Raw genomic sequence first — 26,981 nt, 5'->3', positions numbered from 1 at the left:
CTAAAAACGTTTCGTTACAATTAACTGAACATTGAATCGGTTTCTGTATTCTCCCAGAATATATTCTTCTCTTTCGTAAAGAAATATTGGACGTACAAAAAAGGACTCGCCTAAACGATGCTGGTATTGAATTCCAGCTCTATAGGCTTTTAATGGCGTTGTAAAATTATTGTACAGATACAAATACGGAACATTTCCATATTGAAGTTCAAATCTTAGCAGACTTTCTTTTTCTTCATTTACTTTCTGCAAACTTAAAACATGAGAAAACAATTCATTTGAAGTATCGTAATATGGTCTGTAAGCAACAGTATAAGTTCCTGCTGTATAAGCCAATTGTCCTGTAAGCAATGTAATATCGTCACTTTCAAAATGCATAAATCGTGCTCCAAGGGAATAATCAAACTTTTTATGCGGTTTAAAATAATATTCTAAACCTGCTTTTGCCACAGGAAATATCGTTTCGCCTGTAGAAATACCTCCATTAGCATACAAATAGCTTTTGTTGGAGAATGTCTGATAATAGTCGGCTTCAAATAAGGCTTGGGTATCGTTACTCACATTTCCAACATTGGCACGACCTACAATTGCAGATTTACTGAATTTATGCGAATACTCTACATAACCATAATGAAACGGAGACTGTCCCGGTTCTGAGGTCGAAACATTTAAGTAAGAAACAGAAAGCGCATTTTTAGATTTATGCCCAATAAGCGTTCGTATTCCTTTAAAAGCTTGGGTGCTATTGTCTATATAGGCCGATTTTTCTATTAATTCTAAAGCTTCTTGATCTCTGTTTAGCTTTTCTAGACAAGTTGCTTTTATTTTTAAAACCTCAAGAGATTTGGGATCCAATACCAAATATTTATCGCAGTAAACGACACATTTTTCATATTGTTCTGTCCAAAAATAAACATTGATTATCGCCTGCAAAGCCTCCTGATTTGGATTGACTCTATCTGTCATTGGAGACAAAATTTTTATCGCCGTTTTATAGTCTTTTTTCCAGCTGTAAATACGTCCTGTATACGTTTGAATATCTTCGTCCTGAGGGAATGTAGCTCGCAAAGGTTCAATCAGCGATAATGCTTTGTCGTAGTTTTGTTTTTCAACCTCGCGCTTAACATTTGATAAAGTTTCCTCTACATTGATTTCCTGTCCAATAGCAACGGAAGAAATAAAAAGCAGTATTATTGAATAATAAATATACTTCATTAGAAACGTGTTTTTAGCAGTTTATTAATTCGCACTAAAAGCACGGCCGGACTTACAGGTTTGGCAATAAATTCATTTGCGCCTATATCAAAAGAATCCAATTCTGTTTGTTCTACTCCAGAAGAAGTTAATATAATAATGGGAGTTTCAGAATTAATAGTTTGTCTTACGTATTGGGTAATTTCCATACCGCTTTTACCCGGCATGTTGATATCCGTGAGGATTAAATCGTAATTATTGGTTTCGATTGCGTCTAAGGCATCTTTTCCATCCGAAAATTGGTCAACGGTAAATCCTTTTGATTCTAAGAAAAAAGATAACGATTTGCGTAGGATATCATTATCTTCGGCTAAAATAATTCTCATTTTTTTTCAAATTTTAAACTTGGGGGCAAACTTTATTATAACATCCTATTTGTAAAGCTAGGGCTTATTTCTCTTTTATCATAGCTCCTTTAGAATTTTAACGACTTCAGTGATTCCACAATGCAGTACATTCATTTTATCTAAAGTTTCAGTAGTAAATTCTCGTGCTGTAGCTTCTTCTTCAATAATAGCGGCACAATTACTTAGATCTTCAAGCATAAAAATATCTAAACTCGATTTCATATTATGCGACAACATTTTTACCGTATCGTGATCTTCTTTATGGAAGGCTTCTTCTAACTGTTCTGTCTGACTTGGAATTTTTTCTATGAAAAGATTAATCATTTCTTTCTTAAATTCAAGATCGCCACACGCCATTTCATCTAAGAAAGATAGATCTATAATACGTTTCGGCGTAAGCTCAAAATTCGGATTCATAACTGTTTTTATCGCTTTCAAAAGAACCGCCTGCTTAAAAGGTTTTGGCACATAAGCATTCATTCCAACTTTATAGCAGCGTTCCTGTTCTCCTACCAAAGAATGCGCTGTCATTGCGATAATTGGGATGGTTGAATTCATCTCGTTTCGAATGTATTCTGTGGTTTGATAACCATCTTTGACAGGCATCTGCAAATCCATCAAAACCAAATCATATTTATTCTGAGATAAAAGTTCAATACCTTCTTCCCCATTTTGGGCAATATCCAAATCAAATCCGAAGTTATTGATAACGCTTTTTGCTAATTTCTGATTTAAGGCATTGTCCTCGCAAAGCAATATTTTAAGTCTTCCTAAATTATTTATTGACATAGATTTAACGGCAGGCTGAGTAGGATTTCCTTTTTTATACGAGATGATAAAAAAGAATTCAGATCCGCGGTTTGGGGTACTTTTTACATGAATTTCGCCATGCTGTAACTCTATCAATTCTTTTACAATATTAAGTCCCAATCCAGTGCCTCCGTAAGTACGGGTAGTACTTTCTTCGCCTTGCGTAAATCTTTCAAAAATAGTAGTTAATTTATCTTCGTGGATTCCAATTCCCGTGTCTTTTACAGAAAATTTAAGTGTGTAATTATCTTCTGTTTCCTCCAGTTTCTTTACCGAAACCGTTACTTCTCCTTCATTTGTAAATTTCAAAGAATTTCCAATCAAATTAACCAATATCTGATTCAATCTTCCTTGATCTCCCACTACATTATCCGGCATTTCGGCATCTAAAAAGAGATTAAAATCGACTTCTTTCTGCGCTTTTACCTTTAACAGATTGTAAACGTGCTTTAATGTCTTTTTTAAATTAAATGGTTCTGATTCAATCGCTAAATTTCCTGATTCTATTTTGGAAAGATCCAGAATGTCATTTACAATCAGCAATAGGTTTTCTCCCGCAATCTGAACACTTTCAATATAATCGCGCTGCACTTCATCTAATTCAGTCTGTGCCAAAAGATCAGTAAAACCAATGATTGAGTTTAAAGGCGTTCTAATTTCGTGGCTCATATTAGCCAAAAAACTATCTCTTGCCAGAACTGCTTTTTCTGCAATTTTTCTCTGTGCATCTAATTGAATATTTTTTGTACCAATTTCTAATTGCGCCATAACGTGCTTGGCTACAATAGAAAGTGCATTACGCTGGTTTTCATTCAATTCTTTTACTACATGATCGACAGCGCATAAAGTTCCAATATTATAGCCGTCTGGTGTTGTAATAGGCACACCGGCGTAGAATCTAACATTAAAACCACCCGTAACATTAGGATCATTTTTGAACCTTTCACTTAAATGAGTATCGTTTATTTCTACAATTTTAGTGTCTAAAATGGTGTAATTACAAAAAGTTATTTCTCTTGGAACTTCAGAAACTCCAATTCCAATTTCAGATTTAAACCATTGTCGGTTTTCATCTATAAATGAGATGTGCGCAATAGGAACACCGCAGATATAAGAAACTAATTTTGTAGCATCGTCAAAAGCGTGATCAGGAAGTGTGTCAAGTATATTGTAACGTTTTAAAGCAGCTAAACGTTGTAATTCGTTATCTGGGATTGGGTAATCGTTATTCATTTTTATTACAGTAGGAAAAGCAGGCAAAGGTAAATCAATTTAAGTGAAAACACTTGTTTTGCAGTGAGTTTATTGCAGAATTATGACAAATGTGACTTAAGTATTACAGTTTGGATTGCCCTTTTTTGTTTCAAAGAGGAATACCAAAAGTCCTTGGTTAACTAATATTCCATCGACTTTAATTATATCTGAAGATAAAAAATAGTTTGTTTTTCGATTTATAAAGAAAAAGCAGTTTCTTATTTTAAAGAGACGCTTTTTTGATTTCCAATTTCATTTATTATCGCTTTTAACAAAAATATTGGGATTGTTTTTATATTAGCTGCAATTTCCAAAAAAAATAAAAACCAAATCTGCTATGAATTTTAACCCCAATTACCAATTTGAAATAGATCCGAAAATAAAAGAAACCTATCGAAATGCAGAAAAAATATTTGGTTCTGATCCCAAAACAATTAGAAAAATTTCTAAAAGAGTCTTAATCTTTGGAATTCTCGTAATGATAATCAGTATAAAAGCCCTGATTGGATTGCTATTTGCTTTCAGGATTAATCTTTTTACTTTAGTATTTGCTTTAGGCGCTTTTTTGGTATACTCTTCTTTTTATCTCCGACAAAACATCTTAAAATTCCCTATATTAATAGTTTACAAAGATGAAATACTTTTTAAAAGACAGAAATATTTTGGAAAACTCAAACTTTTAAACCTTTACCGTTTTTATACTTCTAACGAATTTGAATCTTTAGATCGAGATGATTTAAAAAATGTAGTAATTCCTAAAGGAGTTTTTAATACAGCCGAATTATGTTTGGAAACAAGTTTAAAAGAGCCTCAAGTTTTTTTAATGCTGAATGTTGAAAAAGAGTATCTTAATCATATTGCACTTTATCTAAACGATTATATTAAAAACAAATCTTAAAGATGAAAAATTGGAGTATTATATTGTTCTTTTTACTGTTTTGGCAATTGTCCTTTACACAACAAAAAATAATCTGCGGAACAGTTACGGACTCTACTGGAACTCCTATTCCCTATGCCAATATTCTTATTCAAGGAGTTAAGACCAAAACCACTTCAACAACAGATTTCGATGGAAATTACACTGTAAAAATTAATCCAAATAGTAATCTAATATTTAGTTATGTTGGCTTTAAAACTCAAAAAGTCGCTGCTGATAAAGAAGAAATAAACGTTGTTTTAGAAATTGATCCTACAAAACTTCTCGATGAATTGCCTTATACACCAGATCTCAGAAAAAAGAAAACGCAAAAAATCAAAGTTCAATAATCTGTTTCAATTCCAAAGTTGTCGTTCCTGATGAAATTACTTTTGGAGCTTTTGCCAATTTCCCAGCTAAAAATTCTGTTGAAATGGGTTTCAAATTTTTAAAAAGTCCAATTGCGTTGAAGACTTTAATAATTCTAATAGAAATTTTTTCGCCCCAACGATCTGTATTTTTACGAATTAACGGCCCTGGTCTGAAAATAATATATTGAGGAAAATTAAGTTTTTTAATATATTCTTCTAGTTCTCCTTTCATTTTAGAATAAAAAACATTGCTTTTAGCTGAAGCGCCGTAAGAAGAAACTAAAACAAGAGATTTGACTTGATTCTTAACAGCAATTTCAGAAAAATCGGCTGGAATATCATAATCGATTTTCCATTGTTTTTCTTTAGAACCTGCATCTTTTAAGGTTGTTCCAATGCAGGAAAAAAGCACATCTCCCTTAATTAAATCCTGAAACGAATTTACATCTGAAAAATCCACAATATGTTCGGTAAGCTTTGGATGGGATTTTCCAAAAGGACGTCTCACAAAAACAGCAACCGAAGTATAATCTTGATCTTCTAAAAGTTTATCAACCAATTCTTTTCCTGTAGAACCAGTGGCTCCAATTACCAATGCTTTCATAATTCAATTGTTTTACAAGTAAATATACTCATTTAATCAAAAACCCCTTTACAAAATTTGCAAAGGGGTTTCTTTAAAAATTAGCTTCTATTTTATTTAATCAACTCTCTTAACAGAAAGTTTGTCTAAACAGAAATAAGCTGCTGTATTCATTCCATAAAGTGGGTCTGCATCTGTTGAAGCCATTTGGAAAACCAAGTACTGAACATCTCCTAAAGCTTGAAGATTAGTTGCCGCCACATTTATCCATCCAGTCGGCATAACTAAAGATGAACCTGTATAATCTGCCAGAGACTGTGTTATCGGACTTGAAATAGTTCCGTTTTCATCAACACCATAAATCAGCAATTCAAAATGATCTCCTGAAGAAAAAGCTCGTGCAAACCCGTCTCCACTCAAACAACCATAATATGGCCAAGGATGCATGTTGATTTTTAATCCAAGCACTTCATAAATTCCAGTGTTTCCAACTTTAATCCAGTTAGAAAAACTAGATTCGCTAAAAGTTGTTCCTTGTGGAGAAACAGGATCTAAATAACTTGACCAATAAGCCACAATATATGGATCGCCAGATGTTCCAGGTGTTCCAGGCGTAATTGTAGTCGAAGTTCCAAAACCACTTCCTGCCATAGTCCCCCATTGATGAGGCACCCATCCGTCAGATCCGCCTGGGCCTGCACCAGAACCGTAATTGGTAATATCATTTACGTTAGACACAATAAATCCGTCCCAGTAATTGTAACCAGCCGATGTACCAGTGTGAGAAAATGTAAAAATATCTACACTTAAATTGGTGTTAGCCACATAGGTATTTTCCCAGTACTTTCCTCCTGTCGTGGTAATACCGCTGCTTAATAAAGCGCTTGTTAGGTTAAGCGTTGTTGTGGTTCCAATTGCAGGATCTGTAACCGCTGTTCTTGCTGTTTTCGATGTAGAATTTACTACAGAATTAGCGCTTTCACTGCTTAAAACATCCTCATCACTACTACAAGATGAAAATCCAAGCACTAGACCTAAGGTCAAAAAATAAACTACTTTTTTCATTATTTATAAAATTTAGGGTTAATATTCCATTTTATTTCTTCGGAAAATTTAAATCCGAAACTTCTTTAAAAATGCTCATCAACAAATCGCTGGATCCTAAAGCAGTAAATGTTGGCACATACACTTTTACAAAATCAACTCCCGGTAAATGCACTTTTTTGCCCTCTTTATCCACTGCCCAAGAAATATCAATTGAAGGATCTTTAATACCGCCATAACCCCAGTCAAAAGTGCCAACGTTGTAACTTGTACCCGATCCATCGCTTACATCTTTTGTTGGTATAAAAACTTTTGTTCCTTTTAAAGTATAAGAATCCCCAACCCATGCCGGATAGTAATTACTTCTTCTTCTAGTATTGGTTCTTGTAATGTTACCTGAAGCATTTTTATTATCAGTCCAAGGAAGATAAGCAGTATCGTACTGCCAGCTTAATGTTCCCGTTACTGGAGTTGCGGTTGCATTCGGTTTCTTATACGTTAGTTCGTAGTTTTTAACTGTTGTTGATTTATAGTACTCACTTCCTGCGATTTCATACCATTCATTTTCATCAGGTTTCCCATTTTTATTGGCATCATAAGCCACGGCAATACTTACTGGAGAATATTTAACAGTAGCACTTCCCATTTCCATTTGAACAATAAAATCACGTTGGCCATACGCATTCACAACTGTATGGTCAAAAGCGGTTACAATATATCCGCCAAATGTTCCTAAATAAACTGAACTTTCTTCGTTTAAACTTGTTTGTACTGCCTGCAAAGATTCTTCTTTTGTTGCATAACTTTCCATTGCGTAATTTGGTGCAGGCAAATAATCGATAAGTTTTAAAGCCTTAGCAGTATACGTTTTTCCGGTTTCAGAAACCGTAACTTTAGCAGAGGCTTCTTTTACAATTTTATCTACTGTTACTTTATAACCTATAACATAATCTGCTGCTTTTGGCGTAATAAATAATAAGTTTTTGCTTTCGCCGATGATTGAATCTTTAACAGCACCATCTTTACTTGTAACTTTTACAGACCATTGATAAGCTGGAGTTTTTCCTTCTGCATTTTCTAATGTTACTTCCGGTGCTATTTCTACAACATTATATTGTGGCACTGCAAAATCTGATGCTAGCTTTATAGTAATCGAAGGATCTTTAACTGGTGCTACAATTTCTTCCTGTTTTGAATCGTCGTTACTGCAAGCATAAAAGCTAACAAGAGTGATTAGCACTAAACTATACTTTAAATACTTTTTCATGGTCTTACTTATTAGCTTGTTTTAAATTGTATTTTTTTACTATATGAAGATCTGCGGCACCTGCAAATACAGTTGCCATAGAAGATTGCTGCAGACAGCGCCCCATTGGTTCGCTTACACAGTTGACTACTTTTATAAAATCGATTCCTGGGAGATTGGCCTTGTTTCCGTTTTTATCTACCGCCCAGTCAATATCGATATCTGGATTTACAGCATTTACATAACCCCATTCTGGAGGTGTTGAATACCATAATGTTGTTTGGCCTGCGCGTGCTGTTTTAAAATCTACATCGAGTTTTAATCCTTCATAACTTACTGAAGTCTGCGTTGCCCATAACGGATAAAATTCTTTTTTACCTCTTGGTCTTTCCAGATAATACTTGTCTCCTTTACTGTTTTCACAATAAACATGTTCGTAATCTGTCCAAAGAGCACTTGAAGTAACCAAAGGTTCTCCAGCCGCTTTTTTGTTATAAGTAACTTTGAAGTTTTTAACGGTAGTTGATTTAGCATTCTGACTTCCGATAATTTCATACCATTCGTCTGCATCTGGTTTTCCGTTTTTATTTTTGTCATAAGCTACATAAATCAATCCTGGTGCAGGCGGATTGGCTTTTGCAACTGTCGGATTTGTAACATCTCCCCCATACACTCTAAAATCACTTGTTCCTGGAACATTCACAACTGTATGATCAAACCCAACAACGATAGAACCTCCAAAACCGCCTAAGTCTAATAAATAGCCTACATTGGTTTCGTTGATTCTTCCTAAAGCTGTTTTCATTACATCTTCTTTAGAATTACCATCTTTGTAAATATCGTTGGCAAGCATTCCAGGAGCGGGATCAAAATCAAAAATTTTAGTGATGTACGGATTGAAATTTGAAGCTTCGTTGACAACTGTTACAATTGTACTTTTACTTCCTTTTTTATTATCTGCTGTTACGTTCAATGTAAATTCATAAGAACCTGCATAAATGGCTGTAAACCTTAAATCTTTTGTATCTCCAACAATTGAATCTGTTACTTGGTTTACTGGATTTTTAGTCATAATCCACTCGTATTTAGCAGTGGCTCCAGCATCCGAAGCTGTAATATCTAAAACCGTAAAGGTTGGCGTTTCATATTTTTCTTGAAGCGTAATGTCGATCACATTAGCGTTTTCATCTTTATCATCACTGCTGCATCCAATAAAGGCGAATGCAAATCCCAGCAATAAAAATTGGGTAACTTTTTTTTTCATAAAATGATTATAATAAATTGATTTGATACTAGTTAAAATTATCTCGTTGGAATATTTTCTCCTGAAAGATGCAGATCAGTTGCTCCCATAATTTCGGTTGAAGTTTCTCCAAGCCAGCCCGCCTGCTGATTAAGTCCATTGTACACTTTTACAAAATCTATGGCCGGAAGCTGTACTTTTTTACCACTGCTGTCAATTGCCCAATCAATGTCGATTGCCGAATCGTCATCATTATTGGGAGCATTGTCTGCATAACCGTATAAAAAGGCATATTGAACATAATAACTTCCGTTACCGCTTTCATCAACAGCATTATCTGGCAATCTTGTACCTTTGAAAGTAATAGAAGCCTGATCTTTCAGCCATTTCGGCCAATATTCCAAGGAATGATTGTAAGCATTATTCTGTGCCAGATAACCGTCTTTTCCCTGATTGTCTTTCCAGTAGATGTATTCCAAATCGGTAAAAGTTACCGTTCCTGTTCCACCGCCCGGAACTGGAATTTTATTAGGATCTGGCCTGTAATACGTTATTTCGTAGTTGCGGATTGTTTTTTCCATTTTATGGCCGGCACCTTCAATTTCGTACCATTCGTCATCCGGAAGTCCATTTTTATTTTTATCATAAGAAACCATGATAACTCCCGCTTCACTGCTTCCGCCGCGTAATTCCGCATTCTGATTCGGATTGGCTTCTGCCCAAAAAGCATTACCTAAAACCCTAAAATCACGTTTTCCCTTTAGGTTTACAATACTGTGGTCAAAACCAAAAACCACATAACCGCCAAAAGCACCAAGCGAAATAAGATCGCCGTTTTTCTTTGCCAAATACGAATTGGCTCTTGTTAAAACTCTATCAGCCGTGTCGCCGTCATTGGCCACAGGAAGATCATTTACAAATTGCCCTGGCGCAGGTTTAAATTCGAACACTTTCGAAATAAATGTTTTTAATTCTTTCGTTTCAGCCGTGACAATTACCATCACTTTTTGAGTCTGAGTTGTTCCTTTATCTGTAATAACAACTTTAAATTCATACGTTCCTTCAGCAGTTGAGGCAAACAAAGCTTCTTTTGAAGTGGTGTTGACCAAAGAATAATTCTCTGAAGAAACACTTTCAACTGTCCAATTGTAAAGGGCATCAGCGCTCACATTTGTTTTAGCACTCAAACTAATAATTGAAAAACGCGTGGTTTTAAATTCGTTCGTTACCGATTCTCCGCCAGAATCCGGATTGTCATTATCTCCGCCTGAACAGTTTAAAAATAGCAACGCAACAAAAGCCAATACTATTAATCGACAATACTTTAAAAATCTCTGATTCATATCTTTATTTTTTGGTTATAAAAGCAATATGCGCAGGAATATTTCCCGCTGTAGTTTTCCATTTTAATCGGCCGTCTGGTGTAAAACAATAGATATAACCCGTTACCACATAATTTTGGGCATCGGTTATATAAATTTCTTTGGTTTCGGGATTGACCTGAAGTCCATACGGAATCATGATTTTTTTGTCGGTTCCGTCCGTAATGATTTTATCGCTGATTATCTTTTTGGTTTTGGTATCCAAAATTCCATACGTAATCTTGTTGCTGTTCGTGAGATAACTCCAAGAAACACTGTAATAATAAAGTAGATCATCAACCAGACACATTCCTAAAGCCGGAATATCGAGTTGCATTTTCTTCTCGTCTGTTTTGGTATCAATCACAAAAAGGTTGGGTTGTGTATTGTAGTAATCGCCTCGTGAACTCACATAAATATCGCCACGGCTGTCAATCTCCATGCTGTAGAGATTAATGCCAACATCTATTTTTTTAATTTCTGTGAAAGTCTCTAAATCAATAACCGAAACCGTTCGATCGTAATTTGGAACACGATAACCGCCTGAATTCGCTACATATAATTTTCCGTTATGCACGACCATTTGTTCTGGCTGATAACCAACTGTCACTTTTCTTTTTATTTCTAAAGAAGTCGTATCGATTTCGGCAACAAAACCAATTTCAGCATTCGGATTAATAGCAACTGGCCCAGAATAGGAACTTACATAAGCCTTGTCTTTGTAAAAAGTCACATAACGACAATTTGGAATATCAATTTTCTTGATTCGTTTTGCCGTCCATTTTTCTAAAACTTCTACTTTGTTGGAGACATTTATAACGGCATAAACCTTATTACCATAGATTTGAATATCGTTTCCAACATCGCCCAATTCTTTTACAACTGAAGGATTTCTTTCGGAATAAACATCAGTGGTATAATTTCCTGTTCTGTAATTGAAAACATCAATACTCGCTCGGTTCATTCCCATATTGCCTTCATTCAGCAGATAAAAACCTTCAATATTGCCGTCATTTGTAGGCACGGCAACATTCGTATCTGAAGACAGAAATATTGTTTCATCTTCCCTGCAGGAAACCAATACTATAGCTGTAAATAAGCTAATTATTATTTTTATAAAACCCTTTTTCATAACTCAAAACCAATTATAAATTTGAACGTTCTGCCCGGCATTGGATAATTGTAAATCACTTCGTATTGCTGATTGAATGCATTATTGACTTCTACCGTAGCATTTAATTTGTATTTATTGAGGAGGAAAGATTTTTGAACGGCCATATCATGTGTGTACCAAGGCTGTACTTCGTTTACTTTGATATTGTTGACGTTTCCGTTGTAGCGTTTTCCAACGTATATAAAACTGTAATTGAAATTCCAGGATTCATAACCCGCATTTAAAATTCCTGAACCGCTGTGCCAAGGCGTGTACGGAATCTGATCGCCATAAGAAGACATTTGCAAACCAGAAACTTTGGTAAAATCCTGACTTTGAGAATAGGTATAAGTCAAATTGGCATCCAGATTTACTTTGTGAATATGCGTTCCCAAATTCACAACGGTTTCAATTCCCTTTCCTTTTACCTGACCAATATTCGTCATCATCCAGCGGAATAGATTTCCTGTCGGCGCGGCTACAATTTTGTCTTTCGTATAGGTATAATAAACATCTGCCTGAATGGAAAACTTATCCAGAAAACTTTCTTTTACAGGAAAATTATAGGTAAAACCAACATCATACTGATTCATATATTCTGGTCGCAAAGTGCTTGAACCGACCATGGTGTAATACAAATCATTAAAGGTGGGCATTCTGAAAATACGTTTGGCAAACGCTCTCAGATTAAAATCGTATTTTTTGAAAGGAGTATAACCGAGGAATAATGCAGGAGTAAATTCGGTTTTATTGGGTGCTTTGGTGTTGTATTTTACTTCTTCAATTACTCTTGTGGCCAAGACATTTCCTAAAACTTTAAAACCTTCGTATCGATAGGAAGTTGCCAAAGAAACCAATGCGGTATAACGTGTTGGAAAAGAAAACTGTGTCTGGATTCCTCTTCTCGTTGCGTTTAATTTATTGTATTGAAAATCGGTTGAAAGTGAAACATCCCAAGTAGGTAAAATGCTGTACATATTGACTGCCGAAAAATAAGTTTCCTGCTGGTAATAGCTGTCATCAGACTGAACGCCTTCCGTTACGGTTTCGCCTAAAACATTGGTTGTATCTCTTGCAATGTAATGCGTGTAATCGTAAGCAAATTTTCCTTTTAATTGAAATTTATACTTTTCTGAAACGTCTTTCGTTAAAAAAGCCTGTCCGAAAAAATTCTTATCAAACTGTCGGAATCCGTCTCTGAATTTGTTTTCTACAATAGCTCCGGGCGCACCTCTTTCAGAATCATAATAATACACTTTGGCATCCCAGGAACCTTTGTTTATTTTTCCGTAAAGACCCGATTCAAATCGGAACGCTTCAATATCGCTGTTCCATCTCGTGGCTGTGGTATCATAAGCAGTAGTTCCGTCCAGATTTTTTCTTTTATATCTAAATTTATACTGCCCGTTAGATTTAATGTATTCTGAACTGACACTCATACTGACTTTGTCGCTCAGTTTCTGCTCCCATCTAAAACTCGGATCATGATAATTGATGGACATCGTTTTATACCGAACCAATAAATTTGTCTTTTTATCGCCAACAAAAACAGGACGTTTCGTTTTTAAATAAATGGCTGAAGCCGAAGCAAAATCCTTAGCCGACTGGAAAATTTCACTTTTTTGTCCATTATACATGGTAAGCGATTCCATATCGTCAAGAGAATATTTTCCGAGATCTGTAACACCGTTTTGGGCATTTCCAAGCTGGATTCCGTCGTAAAAAACACCAACATGATGTGTTCCCATATTGCGGACATCAACAGTTTTTAGTCCGCCAACTCCGCCATAATCTTTAATTTGAGTTCCGGCAAAATAACGAAGCGCATCGGCCACATTATGACTCGCCATTTTTTCGAGCAGAACGCCCGAGAGACTTTGCACAGGAATCACTTCCTGATATGGTTTTCCTTTTAAAATAACTTCTTTTAAAACACGCGAACTATCTTTCTCCGTTTGTGCATGAAGCCAAAAAGGAAGACCTAAAATAAAAACGGTAAGTAAAGTTTTTTTCAAATTATACATCACAATTGAATTAAATCAACTTTCTGTGATGCTTATACAAACGTAGAATTGACCCCGCTGTAAAACAGCTAGTCATTATCTTTGTCATCAACTTCATACCACGAAAGTTTTAAACTATGTGATCGTGGCAGGTCTCCTGACTTATTCTTTCTTTAAACGGCCTTCTCACCCCGCAAGACGGGACAATGGCATTAGTAATGTTCAAAGACTTTATGTAGAACTTACAGTAGCGGGTCTGTTCAGGATTTGCACCTGATTCCCTTTTAACTATTTTTTCTGATGAAAAAACAGACCAAAATCAGACGCAAATATAGGGCGCATATAATGGGTCTGCAAATTCGAAAGAACTTTTTTACAAAATAAAAAGTTTATCGGTACGAATGAGAAAGACTTTATAACATCATAAATACTTCTCAATCAAAGTTTCAATTTCAGGCGTAGAAGGTCTTGGCGCGTCTTTATGAATAATTTTCCCATCTTTCCCCAGTAATACGTAACGTGGAATTGTAGTTACATTTATTTGTTTCAGCAATTCATCTTTTTCAGATTTTGCAATAAGAAGACTGTTTTCCGTATTCAAAATATCTTTGTGCTGTAACATTGCTTTTTTCCATGACGTTGCACTTTTATCAATAGAAATAAATACAAAAGCTACGTCTTTATACTTTTCCATCAGTTTCTTTTCACTCGGAAGTTCCTCTCGGCAAGGCATACACCATGAAGCCCAGAAATCGATCAAAACCAATTTTCCTTCGTGTTTTTTCACTATATCTTTTAAAAATAAAGGTGTTGCAGTTGGTTTTAACTCCTCTTCTATATTGGAAATAAAAGCTTGATTTTTACAGTTGTTTCTAAATATTTCGAGTGCTTTTGCATCAAAAACAACTTTTTGGTCTCTATTGTTTACAGGATAATACATATTGATGTACAATAAATAATCAATAATAGCCTGATTTTTAAAATTTACAGAAATAAAGTTCAATACATTAGGAAGAGTCTTTTTTAAACCTAAAAAGTTCATTCGTTTTTTGACATAATTCTCAACAAGTTCTCTGTAAGCCTGCACATCAAGCAAAACATCAGCCTGATCAAAACTCTCTTCTATTGCGGTAAATGTGGTTGGATTTAAAGGTTGAGCTTCTAGAGCATTGTATAAAGTCAAACTCCAATACATAGTAGTAAAATATTCGTAAAACTCTTTCGAAAGTTTATTCTCTTTATAATACGTTTCTAATAACTCTTTCTGCTTAATGTAATCTTTATCAAAATAAGAATTGAGTTTGGCAGATGCCATAATAATTTTTAATTGATTGTAACTTGGAAGATTTTTAGTTGAACCGTATTTTGTAAAAGATTCATTTAAAAATTCCGATTCAGATTTACGGATTGGATTTTCATTACAATAATAATGAATCAATCCTTTATCGTCGAGATCAAATTCTATGGTTTCATTTGGCAGAGCATAGATAGAAGTTGCTCTATTTATGTCGTTACAAGATATAGTCGAATTATTATCCACTTTTAACTCCCGATTGTTTGTATTCAGAACTGCGCGGTCATAAATATTTTCTCTTGACTGTGAGGTTAGATTTATAACAGTTTCTTTATTTCCGACATATTTAATGGTAATCTGCTGTGCAAATGAAGCTATAGAAATCAGTAAAAATAAAAGAGCATTTTTTAGTTTAGACATCTTGTTTTGTGTTGGTTTGGTTAGTTAGTTTATTTTAAAACTTTTGTGGTCAAGTATTTAAAATCTTAAGTAAATATAAATACTTCACTCTAATTGATAAGAATATTCTTAATTACTTTTAAGCTAAAAATAATTGAAATATAAAAAAAATCAGAATTTCTTTTGCCGTCAAATCTTTATATCGTAATATTGCAATATTAAATTTATAAAAAAAATGGGAGCAACTAAAACAGAACATTTTACTGATGCACAAAACCAAATTGCAACTATTGCAAAAGCATTGGGACATCCTGCAAGGATTGCTATTTTAGAATACTTACTTAAAGTAAATGAATGCATTTGCGGTGATATTGTAAATGAGCTTCCACTAGCACAGCCAACCGTTTCTCAACATTTAAAAGAACTTAAAAATGCCGGAATCATCAAAGGCAACATCTCAGGAAACTCTATATGTTACTGTATTGATGAAAAAGCAATAGAAATTCTAAATGCTTATTTTTTAAACATCACTCAAACTCTTTCAAAATCAGAATGCTGTTAAGGCATTTTTTTTGAAAACATATATCGTAATATTGCAATTAACAAATATAAATAATATGAAACTATCAGAAATTAAAGAAATTTTACCCACATTAGAAAATGTTGAATTTCAATTGGAAAACGGAACTTTTGTTCCCGAACATTTCCATGTAACGGAAGTCGGAATGATTACTAAAAATTTTATTGATTGCGGTGGTGTCATTAGAAATGAAGAAGTTGTAAATTTTCAGCTTTGGAATGCTGACGATTTTGAACATCGCTTAAAACCAAACAAATTATTGCATATTATTCAGCTTTCTGAAGATAAACTGGGTATTAAAAATCTTGAAATTGAAGTAGAATACCAAAACCAAACCATCGGGAAATATGATTTGGATTTTAACGGAAAAAACTTTGTTCTTAAAAACAAAACAACAGCTTGTTTAGCTCAGGATTCGTGCGGGATTCCAGCTGAAAAACAAAAAATAGCCCTAAGAGGATTACAGGATAACGCTTCTTGTTGTACGCCAGATTCAGGATGCTGTTAAGCAATGAAAGCCAAAATTATTCAATATAAAAAACCAATTATTATTACCAGCTCTGTTATGTTGTTACAGCTTATTTTTGGATTCGATCCAAAATTCTGCATCATCAATATCATTTGGCTGTTCGTTTAAATTATGGAAAAGAAAATACTAATATTGTGTACCGGAAATAGTTGCAGAAGCCAGATTGCAGAAGGCTATATGAGGGATTTTGCAGGCAATAAAGCGTTGGTTTACAGCGCTGGCGTAGAAACACACGGCGTAAATCCGAAAGCCATTTCTATTATGAAAGAAGATGGAATTGACATTTCGAATCACACTTCAAATAACATTGACGAATACTATAATATTGATTTTGATTATGTTATTACTGTTTGTGACAATGCCAAAGAAAGATGTCCGTTTTTTCCAACTAAGGCACAAAAATTTCATTACAATTTTCCCGATCCTACCAAAGCAACAGGAACAGATTCTGAAATAAAAGAACAATTTAGAAACGTGAGAAATCTTATAAAAGAATATTGCAAGACTTTTGTTGACAATAATTTAAAGTAAAATAAAACCACTCTTGCAAGAGTGGTTTACTTTAATCATGATTTACCATTTGTCTAAAAAGCATTAATTCTCCACTATCATTCTTTTGCCAGACATTCACGCTTTTTCCTTTTACGTTGCCTTTGCTGTCACCATCTTTCCAATCTACGCTGTAAAAACCGAATTCTACAATTGCTTTTTGTGCAAAAATAATTCCTGATGTTTTAATTGAAATCTGTTCAATGACTAAAGTTCCAGGCTTTTCATGTTCTGTAAAATAAGGCGTTATCTCTTTTTCTCCTGAAAGGATTGGCGTATAATACGTTAAATACATCGCATTTGGCAGGAACATTTTAGCATGCTCCTCTCCTAGCCTTTTTTGAACCAATTCTTTAATCTTATTATTTCGTTCTTTTACTTCCAGTGTAAGCTTATCCGAAGCCGTATCTTCCTGAGTTGGAGAAACGGCACTATCATCAATTTCCGGAATCAGTTTATCGTCAAAATAAGTGTTGGATCCCCATATTTCCGAAGCAATTGTCATGGAAGATTTCTTCCACAAAACCATATATTTTCCAGAATAGTTATAAGGCTCTTGTTCTTTAACATTGAGGTCTTCATTAAAAGTTCCAATTTCAAGAATGTAATTTCCAAAATCTTGCAGGTCAATAATTTCTTTTTGATAGGAAGTAATAACGGCTTGGGTTTTCCATTGTTTATAGAAATCGACAATCTCTTTTTTACCGATTCTCTGCCTGCTGTGTTCCGGCATCAAAATCGATTCGTCTGTATATGCTTTTAACAAATCTTCTGTTTTTCCGTTAATGAAAGAAGCGGCAAAAGAAGTATTATAATCTTCAATCTTTTTACGAAGATTAGTATTGATTCTGCTTTCCTGAGCAAACATGCCAATTGCCAGAAGAAAAAAGGTAACACTCAATTTCATAACAATTTGTTTTTTATCTATTCAAATATAAATATAAAACATTGAAAATCATTATTTTAAAAACAAAAAATCAATTTACAAAAACCAATCAAATACGTTAATTTTTAGACAAAAAATACTTAAGAAGGCAATAATTGCTTTTATAAAATGTTTATATATAAAGATCGAATAAGTCTAATCTTTTTAAAAATCAATATCCCTAGATTAATAATATAAAACATGAAAAAAATATTTTTGATAACTGCCATTACTTGTTTCTCAGCGCAGATTTACGCTCAGGAATTAAACAATAAATTCAAAGCCATTCCACCAAAAGATGCTGAAAAAAAAGAAGTTGTGCCACCTAAAGAAACAGCTCCGAAAGAAAATCCGCCGGCACCTGTAGAAAAACCAGTACCGTTGCAGGTGAATCCGGATGATCTTTTTAAAGACACCAATAGATACAAACAGGAAGCAAATGTTGAAGGCATTTTTTACAGAAGAAACCAGTTTTTAGGAAACTTCAACACTACTGCGGTTACTTCTACTATTATGTATCGTGATGCTGCTTTTGTTGATGGCGATAAAGTAAAAGTATATTTAAATGATAAAGTAATTGAACCTGAAGTTTTTCTAACTGGTGACTTTAAAAGCGTGAAAATAAATCTCGAAAAAGGAATCAACAAGATTGATATTGAAGCGTTAAACGAAGGTTTTGCTTCTCCAAACACAGCCGAATTTAAGGTTTATGATGACAAAGGAAATGTTATTTCGTCAAGCGAATGGAATGTTGGAACGGGTTATAAGGCTGTTATTGTTTTGGTTAAAGAATAATCTTTTTTTAAACACATAGAAGCATAGATTTTCATAGCTTTTAAAAGGCGTTTCACTTTCAACAAAACACATAGTTGTGCGTCCTTTCAATTTAATCAATCATTCTAAAAATCATAAAAAACACTTAAAACTGCTGTCTTCAGCAGTTTTTTGTTTGTGTATATGTAGTTAACTACGTAGTTTTGTACTCATATTTAATTATTAGAAATAAAATGCAAATTCAACCTATACAAAACGAGTACGAAAAAGAGATTGTAGATTTAATCTTAAACATTCAGCAAAAAGAATTTAATGTTCCTGTGACTTTAGAAGATCAACCCGATTTATTGGATATTGAGAATTTCTATTTTAAGCCAGGCGGTATTTTTCTTGGTGCATTTATCAATGATAAATTAGTGGGAACTATTGCTTTAGTAAAATTTAATCCTGAAGCTGGAGCTATTAGAAAAATGTTTGTAAAGAAAGAATATAGAGGAAAAGAATTCAATATTGCACAGCAGTTATTGGAACAACTAATTAATTACAGTGAAGAAAACGGAATTAAAAATCTATATTTAGGAACTGTAACCATATTACAGGCGGCATTACGTTTTTACGAAAAAAATAATTTTATTACTATTCCAAAAGAAGCGCTTCCGTCTGATTTTCCATTAATGAAACCTGATAATGTATTCTGCCAATTGACTTTAAAACCAACAAAATGAATATAATTGATGAAATAGGCATACTTGCCATATCTACCCGATTGCAGCGTTTGAGTGAACAATTGCGCAAAGACGGCGCACAGATTTATGCTTATAACAATATTGATTTTGAACCAAAATGGTTTCCTGTAATTTATACACTGCATGTAAAAGAAATGCTGGGTGTGGTCGAAATTGCCAATGAAATTGGTTACAGTCACCCATCTACCATTAGTTTGCTAAAAGAATTAGAAAAGCAAAAAATCATCAGTTCTAAAAAGGATAAACTTGACGAACGAAAAAGACTTATTGTACTGACAACAAAAGGAAAAGAACTGGTAGAAAAAATGCAACCTGTCTGGGAAATTATGTCGAAAGCCTTAAACGAAATTACAAACACGCAAAACAATCTTTTAAAAGCAATTGAAGAGGCCGAAGAAAACCTAACTCGTCAGGGATTTTTTCAAAGGGCCTTAGAATTGAAAGGCTAAGTTTAGCTTTTAAAATATCCGCCGAATCAGCCAAATCTGCGGGAAAATTTTTTTCACGCTCCCGATAGCTATCGGGATAGCAGATTAACAGATAAAATGAGATTTTAAAATCTAGCTGTGTATATTAAAATCAAATTAAAAACTTTTTTTCAATTTACTCTCTTCCAGTAATCTTTTTTCGGTGGTTTGTTCCCCATTTCGCCAGAGAATCAATCACTTCTTTTAAGGTATGTCCGTATGGCGTAAGTTCATATTCTACGGTAATAGGCTGCGTATTTAAAACAGTTCTCGTAACCAATTGGTTTTCTTCAAGATTCTTTAATTCTCTGCTCAGCATTTTACCTGAAATTCCTTCTACTTCGCGTAAAAGATCAGTGAATCTTAAAGTGTTGAAACATAATGATGCGATTATGGCAATTTTCCATCTTCCGTTTAGCACGTCCATAGCATCCTGAACTGCCAATAATCTTTGATTGCAAGTATTTTTATCGTGTAATGCCTCTTTTATCATACTGTATCTGTTAGTTACCTCGATGTTACAGTTACTTTTGGTAATTGGATGACAAAAATACACTTAAAGTTTTTACATTTGAATTATTATTTTAAACACTAGAAAAAAAATGGCCTTAATAGAAGCATTAAATTGGCGTTACGCTACAAAAAAAATGAACGGACAAGTGGTTCCGCAGGAAAAAGTAGATTATATTTTGGAAGCAGCAAAACTAGCTCCATCTTCATCTGGATTACAGCCTTATAAGATTTTTGTTATTACAAATCAAGATTTAAAAGAAAAAATTAGAGCGGTAAGTTTTGACCAAAGTCAAGTTACTGATGCTTCTCACGTTTTGATTTGGGCTGCTTGGGATGGTTACAGTTTAGAAAGAATTTCTGCTGTATTTGAAAGAACAACTGCAGAAAGAGGTATTCCGGCAAGCGCAATGGATGAATACAAACAAAGACTTTGGGGAATGTACGAACCTCTTGGTCAGGAATGGCATGCCAACCACGCAGCTAGGCAAGCTTATATTTCACTTGGAACAGCTGTTGCTGCCGCTGCTGAACAAAAAGTAGATGCTACGCCAATGGAAGGTTTTATTCCTGCTGAAGTAGATAAACTTTTAGGATTAAATGAACAAGGACTTAAAAGTGTTTTGATTCTTCCGCTTGGTTATAGAGACGAAGCTGGCGATTGGTTGGTAAACTTGAAAAAAGTAAGAACACCGCAAGAAGAATTTATCACAGAAATCAAGTAAAAATTATTTTTTCACTTTGTTAAAAATGCTTCTGAAATTGCTGAATATGCTTTTTCAGGAGCATTTTTCTTTTAAATATTTCATTCTGAACTCTTAATTAAAAACAAATTCAAAAAATCAGGAAATACAATCCAAATTAGACTTTGTTAATTTTTAATGCTTATCTAAAAAAGGTACAGAAAACGGATAATTAAATAATATTGTATAACTAATTTTGTCAAGTCCAAAACAATTCATTCTAATTACAACACATTAAATTTCTAGCACTATGTCTGATTTTTTAACTCAATTTGGTGAAGACCTAAAAAAAAACGTCCCAGGTTTTATCGCTGTATCTGTAGCTGAAATCGCAAGCGGTATGTCATACTACTCTCAGTCTGTTGTTGCAGATTTTGATCCTGAATTAGCATCAGCTTATAACCTTGAAGTGGTTAAAGCAAAAATGAACGCTATTAAGGCTCTTAATTTACAAGGTCAGGTCGTTGACAATGTTATGATTACGCTGACTTCACAGATTCACATTATTGACGTTTCTGACAATCAACAATACTTTATTTATTTAGCTGTAGATTCAACTAAAGCTAATTTAGGTATGACAAAATCGATTTTAAATAAATACAAAAAAGAAATCGCAACAAAACTGTAGTACCCGTATTTTTATTACCCAAATAAGAAGGAATATTCAAATTGAATATTCCTTTTTTATTTTTATACAAGTGCCTTTTCTTTTCTTTAAAATATTTTATACTTTCGACAAGTAAAGGATCCCCAAATCACTTAAATGGAATTACGCGCGTATTTCGAAAAATATCACGACGAAGCTACTTGTATTGAAGAGCTTAAAAACCAACGCATGCAAAATGGCATCATTTGCAATAAATGTGGTCATGATTCGCATTCCTTTAGACAAAATGATTTAAAATTTCAGTGCCGTAAATGCCGTAATCGTATTAGTTTACGATCTGGAACCGTAATGGAAAATTCAAATCTACCCATTCGATATTGGATGATTTGCATAGAATTAATGACTTTATCACATCGAAAAATGTCGATTCTTAAAATTCAATATTTATTAGGACACAAAAGATATGAACCCATCTGGCTAATGGTGCAAAAAATACGTTTGGTCATGAAAATTAGGGATGAAAAATACAGATTAAGAGCCTATTCTCAGTTTGATCCTGAATTTCTTCAAAAAATAGACACACTGATGTTAAAGAAAAAAACAAAAAGTGCCTCCAATTAGAGGCACTTTTTGATCTAAATAGTTTTGCTATCCTATTTAATTGTAAACTATTTTTTCTTATTCTTTTTAGCTTTAGTTCTTTTCGCTTTTTTCTTAGCAATCTTTTTCGCTTTTGCTTTATCTTTTGCTTTTTTAGCTTTGTCTTTCTTTTTAGCTTTTGCTTTAAGTTTTGCTTTTTTAGCTTTTTCCTTCTTTTTATCTTTCGCTTTTTCTTTTCTCTTAGCTACAGCAGCTTTTTTCTTTTTCAATTTTTCTTTTTTCTCAGCTACCTGTTTTTTCTCTTTTTCTTTCATCTTTTTACTTTTCTTTTTAGATTCCTCTTTATCCTCTTCCACTGTTTCTTCTTCGATTTCAGACGAAACAATCTCTTCAACTTCTTCTGTTTTTTCTTGTTCTTCAATAACAACAGCCTCTTTTTCGACTGTTTTTCTTGGAGCTCTTTTTGGTTTTGGTTTTGATTCTGGAGTATCAGTCACAACTGATTCTGTTTCTGAAGCCGGAGCATCAATCTGCTCGTTTTCCTCAGTAGGGATCACCGGAGCAACTTCCACCTCTTGATCGACTTCATTAGTAAGCACTTCTTTTGCCATTATTCTGTTAATTTTAAGAAATTGATTAAATTTACTTTGTAATAAACTAATTTTTAATGTTATTAAATCATTAAATTAACATCAAAAAATAATAAACAAAGATAGACCGAAAAACACATTCGCCAATGTTAAGTTTTTCACTCAACTACAAAAACAATCATAAACAACTAAATAACAATTAGTTACCCAATGTTAAGTTTTTCATAGCTAAATTATATAGCGATAAAATGCTCCTATAAGCTATCGAAACCTGTACGTTTTCAGAAAAATGATTAACAATTTCTATAAATTAGCTTAAAATTAAACTTCAAAAATCCTTTCTTTATATCAATGCACCATGATTTAGAATACAAATCCATTCCTCCTCCGCAAAATCTTGCAGCATTTGTCGATAGTTTTTGGTGTATGTATAATAAATCGGAACAGACTATAGAAACAATCGGTCTTCCAGATGGAAGAATTGATTTGTCTTTATTTCAATCTTCTGAAGAACCTTTTCGCATTACACTTTTAGGCTTAGGAACACATCAATATGAAAAAGGAAAAATTCCAGCCAACAGTCTGACTTTTGTTATTAGTTTTAAACTTCCAGCTGTCGAATATATTTTTCATGAACCTATTGCGACTCTCCTAAATGATGCAAAAATACTTGGAGATGATTTTTGGGGTTTTAAAGAAAAGGACTTAGAAAACTTTGAATTGTTTTGTGAAAAAGCTTCTCAAAAATTAGAGTCTTTAATAGTAAAGGAAATGGACAGCCGAAAACAAAAGCTCTTCAACCTCATCTATGAAAGTAACGGAGCTATGACAGTAAAAGATTTAGCAGAACAATCCAACTGGAGCAGCCGACAGATCAATCGTTATTTTAATCAGTATTTTGGGATTTCTTTAAAAGGATTTTGTTCGATTCTTCGTTTTCGCGCTTCATTGGAGCATATAGCAAAAGGAAAATTATTTCCCGAAGAAAACTTTTCAGATCAGACTCATTTTATTAAAGAAATTAAGAAAATATCTGGTTCGCTTCCAAAAGAATTGTTTCAAAACAAAAATGACCGATTTATACTATTATCAGCTCTTTCATCAAAATAATTTTGTGGCATAGATTTAAAACCAAAAACTATGCTTTTACAAAATAAACAAGTCGCTGTTATTGGCGGCGGAATGGGCGGTTTGACTTTAGCCCGGCTTTTACAAATGCAAAATAGCAATGTAAAGGTTTACGAAAGAGATTTGAATAAAGAAGTTCGCGTACAAGGTTCTCCACTTGATTTGCATGAAGATTCAGGTTTGAAAGCCATAATTCAAGCCGATTTACTTGATGAATTTTATGCAAATGTTCGTCCAAATGCTAGTAAAGCCCGAATTGTATCAAAAGATTTTCAGCTTAAGTTTGATGAACATTCTGTGCAAAAAAAGGAAGTACAGAAAAATCTTGATACTGAGATAAATTCGCTTGACGCAATTTCAAAACCACGCCCAGAAATTGATCGTTTTGAACTAAGAAATATACTTCTCAACTCACTTTTGTCTGAAACAATAGTTTGGAACAGTCAGTTCGATTTTATGGAAAAGGAAAACGAAGGCTGGAAATTACATTTTAAAAACGGTTCTACTGCTTATGCCGATTTAGTAATTGGAGCTGATGGAGCAAATTCTAAAATTCGTCCTTATATAAGTACAGAAAAACCAATTTATTCTGGAATTACTTTAATTGAAGGCACTATTTATAATGCCAAAGAAAACGCACCAAAGCTGTTTGAATTCTCAAGAGGAGGAAAAGTTCTTGCTTTTGGACACGAGCAAACCTTAATGTACGGTACAAAAGGAGATGGTTCCCTGATGTTTCTACTGAGTAGTAAAATCCCTGAGAGTTGGCTTTGGAAAGGAAATTTAGATTTTAAAAATAATGAAGCTGTTTTTGAATGGTTTAAGAAAGTCTACAAAGACTGGAGTGCAGAATGGCATGAATTATTACAAGCTGAAGAGCTGTATTTTATACCGCGTCCGCAATATTATTTTCCATTGAATCAGACCTTGGAAACTCAAACTAACTTAACCATAATTGGGGACGCCGCACATAGAATGCCACCTTTTGCGGGTAAAGGCGCCAATCTAGCTATGCTTGATGCTCTCGAATTGGCAGATTTTTTAACCAATAATCAATTTAATTCTATTGAAACTGCTATTTCCATTTTCGAAAAACGAATGCTGGAAAGAGCTTCAAAAGCAACAAAAGATACTTTGGAAAACAGCGAGCAATTGCACAATGAACAAGCACTGGAAAGATTGGTTTCTATCTTCAAAAAGAACATTTAAAACTAAAATGCGTTTATTTTCAATAACTTATCTTTATTTTAATTAAATTTACAAGTATCACAAAGACAGATTTTTAAGAATATACAAGCCAAAATATAACGTTTCATTCAAAAAAACATACTATGAGGCATTTTCTACTCTTACTCTTTTTTACAGTTTTTGTTACTTTTTCTTTTGGACAAAAAACAAATGATTCCATTCCGAAAAAAGAAAAGAAAATAGAATTAAGAGTAATGCCTTATTTGAGCTACAATAGAAATCTTGACTTTATGTTTGGCGCTATTCCGATGATGATGTACAAAGTCAATCAAAGCGACAGTATTTCTCCTAAATCATTGTCTGGAATGTCGGCTATTTATACCACAAACAAGTCTTATGTTTTGGCTTTCTTTAATAAATGGTATCTGAATGAAGATAAATGGCGGCTAAAATTCTTCTTTTTTAATGGGAATCAGAATTCACAATTTTTTGTTGATGATATCGATCAGCCCGATTTTTATGATTACGGCACAAAAACCACTATTTTAAGCATTGGCGCACAGCGTAAAATTTTTGGTAAATTCTATGGCGGTTTGTCTTATACTTATGCTCATTATAATACCACTTATGAGGACAATATTTCTCCTTCTTCTGTCTCACACAGTAATGCTTTGGTTATAAATCTTTTGTATGACACAAGAGATGCTGTATATTATCCAACAAAAGGATATAAAATCAAATTGGATTGGTCGACTTATCCGAGTTTTTTAGATAACGAACTAGCTTCTAACCGGATTGCTTTTCAGGCCAACAAATATTTCCCCACTAGAGACGGAAAAGATGTTATTGCCGCTCGTTTTTATGGAAAATTCGGACTTGGAAATGTGGCTTTTGAACAGCAGAGTACCATTGGCGGTGTCGATATTCGAGGTTATTCTGAGGGAAAATACAGAGGAGCTGGTTTAATGGATATTCAGGGAGAATATCGTTATAATTTTGGTAAAATGGGATTGGTTGGTTTTGCAGGTCTTGCCACAATCTACGGTTCTGATACTCCAAACTTTGACTGGAAACTGTATCCCGGAGCTGGTGTTGGATATCGTTATAATCCTTTTAAAAAGTCAAAGTTTAATGTGGGATTGGATGGCGCGGTTGGTAAAGGTGACTGGGGTGTTTATTTTAGAATCGGCGAAGCATTTTAGTTTTAATACTTTTGTTTTTTTTAAACACATAGAAACATAGTTTTGCTTTGTCTAGACAGGCATTTCACTTGTAATAAAACACAGAGAATCTATCACGTAAAACTTCATTATTATTAAAAAAAGCTCTAAATCGAAAAATTTAGAGCTTTTTTGTTTGATTTCATATTAGAATCAATCCCATTTATTATTATTTGAAATTGCATATTTTCCAGCGCCTGTAAAAAACAATGCTATGGCACCTAAAAGATAGAGTGTTATTAATTCGTTAGCATAACCGCCTTGTTCTCCAATTGAAAAAATATCTTTTGAATGCGCTACAGCAATGGCCACAATACAATTGATTGCTAAAATGACCGATGCAATTCTAGTTCGCCACCCAAATAAAATGGCTAATGGAGCTAAAACTTCTCCAATATAAACGGCATAAGCAAATGTTCCCATATTCTCTACCAAAAATGAAATACCATGTAAAATTTTTGATACACCATGAAAAAGCATTAAGCCTCCAATACTAATACGCAATACTAACAATCCAAAATCTGTGTTTTTTGAAATCATAACAATC

At 33.8% G+C, this 26,981-nt stretch carries 29 protein-coding genes and 1 riboswitch; of the genes, 14 read left to right on the top strand and 15 right to left on the bottom strand.

Going from position 1 to position 26,981, the window contains the following annotated elements; genetic code table 11:
• The 3 genes from P2W65_RS15735 to P2W65_RS15725 form a co-directional block, all read right to left on the bottom strand.
• The gene (locus P2W65_RS15735) at positions 1-1,215 is read right to left on the bottom strand and encodes a YaiO family outer membrane beta-barrel protein (RefSeq protein WP_289658910.1); all 1,215 of its coding nucleotides are present in this window, start codon (positions 1,213-1,215) and stop codon (positions 1-3) included.
• Positions 1,215-1,580, bottom strand: a complete 366-nt coding sequence (locus P2W65_RS15730) for a response regulator transcription factor (protein WP_179003532.1) — start codon at positions 1,578-1,580, stop codon at positions 1,215-1,217. Before P2W65_RS15730 ends, P2W65_RS15735 begins: the two co-directional genes overlap by 1 nt.
• Before the next feature lie 78 nt (positions 1,581-1,658).
• The gene (locus tag P2W65_RS15725; protein ID WP_289658907.1) at positions 1,659-3,644 is read right to left on the bottom strand and encodes a GAF domain-containing hybrid sensor histidine kinase/response regulator; all 1,986 of its coding nucleotides are present in this window, start codon (positions 3,642-3,644) and stop codon (positions 1,659-1,661) included.
• Between the two features lie 358 nt (positions 3,645-4,002).
• On the opposite strand from P2W65_RS15725, the gene P2W65_RS15720 reads away from it, so the two are divergent.
• Together P2W65_RS15720 and P2W65_RS15715 are read left to right on the top strand one after the other, a co-directional pair.
• Entirely contained in the window at positions 4,003-4,563 is a 561-nt protein-coding gene (locus tag P2W65_RS15720; protein ID WP_289658905.1) for a hypothetical protein, read from the top strand.
• Between the two features lie 2 nt (positions 4,564-4,565).
• The gene (locus tag P2W65_RS15715) at positions 4,566-4,931 is read left to right on the top strand and encodes a carboxypeptidase-like regulatory domain-containing protein (RefSeq protein ID WP_289658903.1); all 366 of its coding nucleotides are present in this window, start codon (positions 4,566-4,568) and stop codon (positions 4,929-4,931) included.
• On the opposite strand, the gene P2W65_RS15710 is transcribed toward P2W65_RS15715, so the two are convergent.
• The 8 genes from P2W65_RS15710 to P2W65_RS15675 all read right to left on the bottom strand — a co-directional run bounded on the left by P2W65_RS15710 (position 4,918) and on the right by P2W65_RS15675 (position 15,299).
• Positions 4,918-5,556, bottom strand: a complete 639-nt coding sequence (locus P2W65_RS15710; RefSeq protein ID WP_289658901.1) for an NAD(P)H-binding protein — start codon at positions 5,554-5,556, stop codon at positions 4,918-4,920. The two genes, P2W65_RS15715 and P2W65_RS15710, sit on opposite strands and share 14 nt — an antisense overlap.
• 96 nt (positions 5,557-5,652) lie before the next feature.
• A complete protein-coding gene (locus P2W65_RS15705; protein WP_289658899.1) occupies positions 5,653-6,600 on the bottom strand; it encodes a DUF4465 domain-containing protein in 948 nt (315 codons plus the stop codon).
• 31 nt (positions 6,601-6,631) lie between these two features.
• Entirely contained in the window at positions 6,632-7,846 is a 1,215-nt protein-coding gene (locus P2W65_RS15700; RefSeq protein WP_289658897.1) for a hypothetical protein, read from the bottom strand.
• Positions 7,847-7,850: 4 nt separating this feature from the next.
• The gene (locus P2W65_RS15695; protein ID WP_289658895.1) at positions 7,851-9,089 is read right to left on the bottom strand and encodes a PKD domain-containing protein; all 1,239 of its coding nucleotides are present in this window, start codon (positions 9,087-9,089) and stop codon (positions 7,851-7,853) included.
• Between the two features lie 38 nt (positions 9,090-9,127).
• Positions 9,128-10,411, bottom strand: a complete 1,284-nt coding sequence (locus P2W65_RS15690; protein ID WP_289658893.1) for a cell surface protein — start codon at positions 10,409-10,411, stop codon at positions 9,128-9,130.
• A 4-nt stretch (positions 10,412-10,415) separates the two neighbouring features.
• A complete protein-coding gene (locus tag P2W65_RS15685) occupies positions 10,416-11,561 on the bottom strand; it encodes a YncE family protein (protein WP_179003525.1) in 1,146 nt (381 codons plus the stop codon).
• Entirely contained in the window at positions 11,558-13,606 is a 2,049-nt protein-coding gene (locus P2W65_RS15680) for a TonB-dependent receptor (RefSeq protein WP_434783341.1), read from the bottom strand. The genes P2W65_RS15685 and P2W65_RS15680 overlap by 4 nt, the downstream gene beginning before the upstream one ends.
• Positions 13,607-13,715: 109 nt before the next feature.
• Positions 13,716-13,918: riboswitch (cobalamin riboswitch) on the bottom strand.
• Positions 13,919-14,006: 88 nt separating this feature from the next.
• Positions 14,007-15,299 (bottom strand): thioredoxin-like domain-containing protein, encoded by a 1,293-nt coding sequence (locus P2W65_RS15675; protein ID WP_289658888.1) that lies wholly within the window; start codon positions 15,297-15,299, stop codon positions 14,007-14,009.
• 214 nt (positions 15,300-15,513) lie between these two features.
• Here P2W65_RS15675 and P2W65_RS15670 point away from each other — a divergent pair, with 214 nt between their 5' ends.
• From P2W65_RS15670 to P2W65_RS15660, 3 genes are all read left to right on the top strand, one after another.
• Positions 15,514-15,840 (top strand): ArsR/SmtB family transcription factor, encoded by a 327-nt coding sequence (locus P2W65_RS15670; RefSeq protein ID WP_289658886.1) that lies wholly within the window; start codon positions 15,514-15,516, stop codon positions 15,838-15,840.
• 55 nt (positions 15,841-15,895) lie between these two features.
• On the top strand, positions 15,896-16,366 hold the full coding sequence (locus P2W65_RS15665) for a DUF6428 family protein (RefSeq protein WP_289658884.1): 471 nt from the start codon (positions 15,896-15,898) through the stop codon (positions 16,364-16,366).
• A 132-nt stretch (positions 16,367-16,498) separates the two neighbouring features.
• Positions 16,499-16,918 (top strand): arsenate reductase ArsC, encoded by a 420-nt coding sequence (locus P2W65_RS15660; RefSeq protein WP_289658881.1) that lies wholly within the window; start codon positions 16,499-16,501, stop codon positions 16,916-16,918.
• Between the two features lie 31 nt (positions 16,919-16,949).
• Here the strand turns inward: P2W65_RS15660 and P2W65_RS15655 are convergent, their stop codons facing one another.
• The gene (locus tag P2W65_RS15655) at positions 16,950-17,843 is read right to left on the bottom strand and encodes a YybH family protein (protein WP_289658879.1); all 894 of its coding nucleotides are present in this window, start codon (positions 17,841-17,843) and stop codon (positions 16,950-16,952) included.
• Between the two features lie 219 nt (positions 17,844-18,062).
• Here P2W65_RS15655 and P2W65_RS15650 point away from each other — a divergent pair, with 219 nt between their 5' ends.
• The 3 genes from P2W65_RS15650 (at position 18,063) to P2W65_RS15640 (ending at position 19,830) form a co-directional block, all read left to right on the top strand.
• Positions 18,063-18,656, top strand: a complete 594-nt coding sequence (locus tag P2W65_RS15650; protein ID WP_179003518.1) for a hypothetical protein — start codon at positions 18,063-18,065, stop codon at positions 18,654-18,656.
• 212 nt (positions 18,657-18,868) lie between these two features.
• On the top strand, positions 18,869-19,360 hold the full coding sequence (locus P2W65_RS15645) for a GNAT family N-acetyltransferase (protein WP_179003517.1): 492 nt from the start codon (positions 18,869-18,871) through the stop codon (positions 19,358-19,360).
• Positions 19,357-19,830: a MarR family winged helix-turn-helix transcriptional regulator gene (locus P2W65_RS15640; protein WP_179003516.1), complete on the top strand. Its 474-nt coding sequence runs from the start codon at positions 19,357-19,359 to the stop codon at positions 19,828-19,830. Before P2W65_RS15645 ends, P2W65_RS15640 begins: the two co-directional genes overlap by 4 nt.
• A gap of 154 nt (positions 19,831-19,984) precedes the next feature.
• Here P2W65_RS15640 and P2W65_RS15635 read toward each other — a convergent pair whose 3' ends face one another.
• Positions 19,985-20,341, bottom strand: a complete 357-nt coding sequence (locus P2W65_RS15635) for a winged helix-turn-helix transcriptional regulator (RefSeq protein WP_167365435.1) — start codon at positions 20,339-20,341, stop codon at positions 19,985-19,987.
• A gap of 109 nt (positions 20,342-20,450) precedes the next feature.
• On the opposite strand from P2W65_RS15635, the gene P2W65_RS15630 reads away from it, so the two are divergent.
• The 3 genes from P2W65_RS15630 to P2W65_RS15620 all read left to right on the top strand — a co-directional run bounded on the left by P2W65_RS15630 (position 20,451) and on the right by P2W65_RS15620 (position 22,329).
• Positions 20,451-21,083 carry an NAD(P)H-dependent oxidoreductase gene (locus P2W65_RS15630; RefSeq protein ID WP_289658874.1) on the top strand — a complete coding sequence of 211 codons (633 nt, stop codon included), beginning with the start codon at positions 20,451-20,453 and terminating at the stop codon, positions 21,081-21,083.
• A 268-nt stretch (positions 21,084-21,351) separates the two neighbouring features.
• Positions 21,352-21,729, top strand: coding sequence for a hypothetical protein (locus P2W65_RS15625; RefSeq protein WP_179003513.1), 378 nt, complete (start codon positions 21,352-21,354; stop codon positions 21,727-21,729).
• 135 nt (positions 21,730-21,864) lie between these two features.
• Positions 21,865-22,329 carry a transposase gene (locus tag P2W65_RS15620; RefSeq protein WP_434783340.1) on the top strand — a complete coding sequence of 155 codons (465 nt, stop codon included), beginning with the start codon at positions 21,865-21,867 and terminating at the stop codon, positions 22,327-22,329.
• Positions 22,330-22,376: 47 nt separating this feature from the next.
• Here P2W65_RS15620 and P2W65_RS15615 read toward each other — a convergent pair whose 3' ends face one another.
• Complete coding sequence (locus P2W65_RS15615) at positions 22,377-22,919, bottom strand: hypothetical protein (RefSeq protein ID WP_179003511.1); 543 nt, start codon at positions 22,917-22,919, stop codon at positions 22,377-22,379.
• Between the two features lie 330 nt (positions 22,920-23,249).
• Here P2W65_RS15615 and P2W65_RS15610 point away from each other — a divergent pair, with 330 nt between their 5' ends.
• The 3 genes from P2W65_RS15610 to P2W65_RS15600 all read left to right on the top strand — a co-directional run bounded on the left by P2W65_RS15610 (position 23,250) and on the right by P2W65_RS15600 (position 26,416).
• Positions 23,250-24,008: a helix-turn-helix domain-containing protein gene (locus P2W65_RS15610; RefSeq protein WP_289658870.1), complete on the top strand. Its 759-nt coding sequence runs from the start codon at positions 23,250-23,252 to the stop codon at positions 24,006-24,008.
• 30 nt (positions 24,009-24,038) lie between these two features.
• Entirely contained in the window at positions 24,039-25,235 is a 1,197-nt protein-coding gene (locus P2W65_RS15605) for an FAD-dependent oxidoreductase (protein ID WP_289658868.1), read from the top strand.
• Between the two features lie 122 nt (positions 25,236-25,357).
• The gene (locus tag P2W65_RS15600) at positions 25,358-26,416 is read left to right on the top strand and encodes a BamA/TamA family outer membrane protein (RefSeq protein ID WP_289658866.1); all 1,059 of its coding nucleotides are present in this window, start codon (positions 25,358-25,360) and stop codon (positions 26,414-26,416) included.
• A 171-nt stretch (positions 26,417-26,587) separates the two neighbouring features.
• On the opposite strand, the gene P2W65_RS15595 is transcribed toward P2W65_RS15600, so the two are convergent.
• Positions 26,588-26,974 (bottom strand): DoxX family protein, encoded by a 387-nt coding sequence (locus P2W65_RS15595; protein ID WP_289658864.1) that lies wholly within the window; start codon positions 26,972-26,974, stop codon positions 26,588-26,590.
• Between the last annotated feature and the right edge of the window lie 7 nt (positions 26,975-26,981).

The organism is Flavobacterium panacagri, assembly GCF_030378165.1.
Classification (GTDB): Bacteria; Bacteroidota; Bacteroidia; order Flavobacteriales; family Flavobacteriaceae; genus Flavobacterium; species Flavobacterium panacagri.
Note: the sequence above shows the minus strand (reverse complement) of the source record. Positions and strands in the feature narration are given on the sequence as shown.

Coding starts and splice junctions, on each gene's coding strand:
- P2W65_RS15735 (WP_289658910.1), bottom strand. CDS start 1,215: ATGAAGTATATTTATTATTCAATAATACTGCTTTTTATTTCTTCCGTT.
- P2W65_RS15730 (WP_179003532.1), bottom strand. CDS start 1,580: ATGAGAATTATTTTAGCCGAAGATAATGATATCCTACGCAAATCGTTA.
- P2W65_RS15725 (WP_289658907.1), bottom strand. CDS start 3,644: ATGAATAACGATTACCCAATCCCAGATAACGAATTACAACGTTTAGCT.
- P2W65_RS15720 (WP_289658905.1), top strand. CDS start 4,003: ATGAATTTTAACCCCAATTACCAATTTGAAATAGATCCGAAAATAAAA.
- P2W65_RS15715 (WP_289658903.1), top strand. CDS start 4,566: ATGAAAAATTGGAGTATTATATTGTTCTTTTTACTGTTTTGGCAATTG.
- P2W65_RS15710 (WP_289658901.1), bottom strand. CDS start 5,556: ATGAAAGCATTGGTAATTGGAGCCACTGGTTCTACAGGAAAAGAATTG.
- P2W65_RS15705 (WP_289658899.1), bottom strand. CDS start 6,600: ATGAAAAAAGTAGTTTATTTTTTGACCTTAGGTCTAGTGCTTGGATTT.
- P2W65_RS15700 (WP_289658897.1), bottom strand. CDS start 7,846: ATGAAAAAGTATTTAAAGTATAGTTTAGTGCTAATCACTCTTGTTAGC.
- P2W65_RS15695 (WP_289658895.1), bottom strand. CDS start 9,089: ATGAAAAAAAAAGTTACCCAATTTTTATTGCTGGGATTTGCATTCGCC.
- P2W65_RS15690 (WP_289658893.1), bottom strand. CDS start 10,411: ATGAATCAGAGATTTTTAAAGTATTGTCGATTAATAGTATTGGCTTTT.
- P2W65_RS15685 (WP_179003525.1), bottom strand. CDS start 11,561: ATGAAAAAGGGTTTTATAAAAATAATAATTAGCTTATTTACAGCTATA.
- P2W65_RS15680 (WP_434783341.1), bottom strand. CDS start 13,606: ATGTATAATTTGAAAAAAACTTTACTTACCGTTTTTATTTTAGGTCTT.
- P2W65_RS15675 (WP_289658888.1), bottom strand. CDS start 15,299: ATGTCTAAACTAAAAAATGCTCTTTTATTTTTACTGATTTCTATAGCT.
- P2W65_RS15670 (WP_289658886.1), top strand. CDS start 15,514: ATGGGAGCAACTAAAACAGAACATTTTACTGATGCACAAAACCAAATT.
- P2W65_RS15665 (WP_289658884.1), top strand. CDS start 15,896: ATGAAACTATCAGAAATTAAAGAAATTTTACCCACATTAGAAAATGTT.
- P2W65_RS15660 (WP_289658881.1), top strand. CDS start 16,499: ATGGAAAAGAAAATACTAATATTGTGTACCGGAAATAGTTGCAGAAGC.
- P2W65_RS15655 (WP_289658879.1), bottom strand. CDS start 17,843: ATGAAATTGAGTGTTACCTTTTTTCTTCTGGCAATTGGCATGTTTGCT.
- P2W65_RS15650 (WP_179003518.1), top strand. CDS start 18,063: ATGAAAAAAATATTTTTGATAACTGCCATTACTTGTTTCTCAGCGCAG.
- P2W65_RS15645 (WP_179003517.1), top strand. CDS start 18,869: ATGCAAATTCAACCTATACAAAACGAGTACGAAAAAGAGATTGTAGAT.
- P2W65_RS15640 (WP_179003516.1), top strand. CDS start 19,357: ATGAATATAATTGATGAAATAGGCATACTTGCCATATCTACCCGATTG.
- P2W65_RS15635 (WP_167365435.1), bottom strand. CDS start 20,341: ATGATAAAAGAGGCATTACACGATAAAAATACTTGCAATCAAAGATTA.
- P2W65_RS15630 (WP_289658874.1), top strand. CDS start 20,451: ATGGCCTTAATAGAAGCATTAAATTGGCGTTACGCTACAAAAAAAATG.
- P2W65_RS15625 (WP_179003513.1), top strand. CDS start 21,352: ATGTCTGATTTTTTAACTCAATTTGGTGAAGACCTAAAAAAAAACGTC.
- P2W65_RS15620 (WP_434783340.1), top strand. CDS start 21,865: ATGGAATTACGCGCGTATTTCGAAAAATATCACGACGAAGCTACTTGT.
- P2W65_RS15615 (WP_179003511.1), bottom strand. CDS start 22,919: ATGGCAAAAGAAGTGCTTACTAATGAAGTCGATCAAGAGGTGGAAGTT.
- P2W65_RS15610 (WP_289658870.1), top strand. CDS start 23,250: ATGCACCATGATTTAGAATACAAATCCATTCCTCCTCCGCAAAATCTT.
- P2W65_RS15605 (WP_289658868.1), top strand. CDS start 24,039: ATGCTTTTACAAAATAAACAAGTCGCTGTTATTGGCGGCGGAATGGGC.
- P2W65_RS15600 (WP_289658866.1), top strand. CDS start 25,358: ATGAGGCATTTTCTACTCTTACTCTTTTTTACAGTTTTTGTTACTTTT.
- P2W65_RS15595 (WP_289658864.1), bottom strand. CDS start 26,974: ATGATTTCAAAAAACACAGATTTTGGATTGTTAGTATTGCGTATTAGT.